The sequence below is a fragment of the Protofrankia sp. CiP3 genome, assembly GCF_917627345.1.
GTDB lineage: Bacteria > Actinomycetota > Actinomycetes > Frankiales > Frankiaceae > Protofrankia.
In genome coordinates, this window is the sequence record NZ_CAKJTM010000223.1 from 1 (window position 1) to 3,040 (window position 3,040).

Below are 3,040 nucleotides of genomic sequence, written 5' to 3' on the forward strand. Positions count from 1 at the left end.
CAGCACGTCGGCCTCCGCACCGAGGTCACTGCGGCCGCTGACCACTCGAAGCAGGCCTGCGGCGTCAGAACCGGAAAGCGGCTGCAAGAGCGTCCTGTGGCAGTCCTCCAGCACATCAAGACGCTGCTGACTGGTTGCTATTACGGCGCAGTCGGGCGAGGCCGTCACCAGCGAGGTGACCTGGTCGGCGTTCGTCACGCCGTCGGCGACGATGAGCACGCGCCGAGGGTGGAGGAACGACAGGAAACAGGCGCGCGCTTCGTCGGGCTCCGTCGGGATATCGCCGGCTGCCATGCCGAGCCGCCGCAAAAGCCGGCCATGTATGTTCCACTCCAGCTCCTGATCACGGCTGCCCTCAAAAGTCACGAAAAGGCATCCGTCTGGGAACCGCGCCTGCACCCGGTGCGCCACGTGCTGGGCGAGCGCCGTCTTTCCGACGCCCGGCATACCGTGTATCAGGACGGTGGTCGCGCGATGGCTCTCCGGCCGTCCACCTATCGCACTAATCAGCTGGTCGGCCTCGGCGCCACGGCCGACGAAATCATAGGGGAGTGGTGGGATGTCGACAGGGGGCACTTTCGTCGGGCGGGCTACCGTTCCGGCCGATGAGTGGTCCGCTTCGTACCTGGCCACCAACTGACCGCCCATACCGAGGGTCGTGTCGCACTTCTCGACGAACTCTGGGGTTGGCCGGGCCTTGCTACATTCGATCTTGCTCACGTGGCCTTTTGAATAGTTGATCTGACGGGCGAAGGCCAGGAGCGTCAGTTTCTTCGCTCCCCGGGCATCCCGTAGCGCGGCACCGAACCCTCCGGCGCACTCGAGTTCTTCACCTGACACGACGTCTCCGGGGTTCCGTACGTGTTGTGGGCTGTAGGTAGGCTCCGACATCATATGGGCCTCGTGTCCGTCGGCGACGCCGGACCTGGCGGCAGGGCCGAAGTCCGGCCTGGGTCGTCTGGATGGCCGGCGCCCGAACCCTGGATGCGGTCCCGTCCGTCGGTGCCCTGACCCCTCGGTCGCGGCTGTCCCTCGGGGGCCGGCACGCCGGCCACCGGCCGCCCCACGGACGGCCCGAGTGCGCAGGTCAAGGGCGGTTTCAGCAGTTTCGCGGGCATAGGAAACGCAAAGTCCTTGCAACAGCGCGCGTAGGCAGCAAGGCTGGACTTAAAGGATGTATCCGGGTTCTTGCTGACATGACACCTGTACTCGGCCTAGCTGGGTAAATCGGAAGCCTGCGATGCCTCGGGAGGGGGCTGATGGCCGGGACGCGTGGGCGGACCGGGTGACCCGGCAGGCTGATCATGCGTGCCGACGCACCCGAAAGACTGCAAGCCACCAGGGCGGCAGCCTGTCAGGAAACAACGACGACACAGGACAGGACCATGGGAGGGCCGCATGGTAACAGGCGCTGAGGAAATAGCTGCCGCAAGAGCGGCGGTGCAGGTAGTGCAAATCGCACATAAGAACGGGTGGGGTGACAGAATCAGAGACTCGTTCAAGCATAAGCACCATGTGCTCGTGCTTGGCTCAAGCGGGACCGGGAAATCAAATCTTCTCGAGTCGTTGAAGACCCTCATTCCGCAAGCAATTGACCACATGGATCGGACGGAGCACGGGAGGACCGAGCGCCTGAAATTGGATTCGGAGCCGTTTGTCTTTCACGACACTCCGGGTCAGTTGGCGCATGCTCCGCGCCGGAGGGCCCAGATTCTTGAAGCCCTGAAGCATCCTCCGCTGGGAATAATCAATGTGACATGCTGGGGGTACCACGAGGGTCGTTCGGGTAGAGGCGAGGCCCTGGATGACCAGTACCATCCGCGCGAGGACTGGCTGGAGCGCAACAGGCTCCTAGAGCTGAAGGCAATGGAAGAATGGATAGACATAGTCGGCGAACACAGAACGAAACCGCAGTGGGTCATGACGCTTGTCAGTAAGTCCGACCTGTGGAGAGGCGACCGTGAGAGGGTCATCAGGTACTACGGAGAAGGCGAGTACGGGCAGCGGCTCGAACATGTGAGCGTGGACGGCCATAGCGTCTTCGAGTACTGCTCGGTCATTCATCGCTACTTCAAGGACGGCTATGTTTCCGGAGAATTTGACGACGACGCCCGCATCCATCTCCGGGAACGATTCATCACCCAACTCCTCCTTGCGGCGGTCAAGCGTGCAGGACGGTGACCACCAGCGGGACCCAGGGGCTCGCGAGTTGCCGTCCGCCATACATCTCCTGAAACAACTCGCCGGGCGACTGCATTACCTGAGAAGCGCGCTGCTAACGGTAACCGTACTGAATCTGCTGGCGGTCTCAGCTGTTTGGATCGCGAGAATCTTTTACCCCGGATCGAAGGAGATACTACTGATCGTCCCGAGCCTGACAGTCGCCGCCGGACTTCTTGCCGCCTCGATGTTCGAGGAGGATCGAAGAAGATCGAACTCACTGTTCGAAGAGATCAGTGACGAGGTCCAGTGGTTTATCGCGCCCACGGCCGGCGGTACGACGAGTCCCGTTCATCGCCCACCACTGGATGTTCGCTTTGCGTTGCGTGACTCGTTTGAAGCTTCTCACCTTCCCCTTGTCCCGGGGCAACGCGGTCCTGTTGTCTACTCGGTGGGAAATCTTCTCCTGATGGCCGTCGCGGCAGTGGCCGTGATAATCTGATTTCGACCTGATGACCCGTTGTGAAGGTCGAAGGTTTGCGGTGACTTGATCTGGTGGTCTGGGCCGCAGGTTGGCAGGCCGGACCGCTTGGCCAGCGCGAAGATCCGGCGGACGGCGGTGTCGAACAGGGTGAACCGGTCCGCCTCCGCGTTCGTCTTGAGTATCGCCGCGAGGTCGGCGGGTGTCCATTCAGGGGTAGGCCGGAGCTATAGAACCGCTCCAAGATCGATATGTGCTGGCCGGTGTTAGGCGTGGCCGGTGGCGGCGCCGGCTTTCAGGCGGCTACCGGGGTGGGGAGCCAGGGCGCGCCGACGAGGGCGGCCTGGATCGCGTCGACCGGGCGGACGCCGTGGTTACGGGCGCTGACCAGGTAGGAAG

Annotated in this window: 3 protein-coding genes; 2 read left to right on the plus strand and 1 reads right to left on the minus strand. The window is 62.8% G+C overall.

All coding sequences use genetic code 11. The features are described 5' to 3' along the window. On the minus strand, positions 1–840 hold an 840-nt coding region (locus MJ797_RS26580), incomplete at its 3' end, for a helix-turn-helix domain-containing protein (RefSeq protein WP_239342468.1). A 558-nt stretch (positions 841–1,398) separates the two neighbouring features. Here MJ797_RS26580 and MJ797_RS26585 point away from each other — a divergent pair. Together MJ797_RS26585 and MJ797_RS26590 are read left to right on the plus strand one after the other, a co-directional pair. Then, positions 1,399–2,181 (plus strand): GTPase domain-containing protein, encoded by a 783-nt coding sequence (locus MJ797_RS26585; RefSeq protein WP_239342471.1) that lies wholly within the window; start codon positions 1,399–1,401, stop codon positions 2,179–2,181. After that, positions 2,168–2,662 carry a hypothetical protein gene (locus MJ797_RS26590; RefSeq protein WP_239342473.1) on the plus strand — a complete coding sequence of 165 codons (495 nt, stop codon included), beginning with the start codon at positions 2,168–2,170 and terminating at the stop codon, positions 2,660–2,662. Before MJ797_RS26585 ends, MJ797_RS26590 begins: the two co-directional genes overlap by 14 nt. The last annotated feature ends 378 nt before the right edge of the window (positions 2,663–3,040 follow it).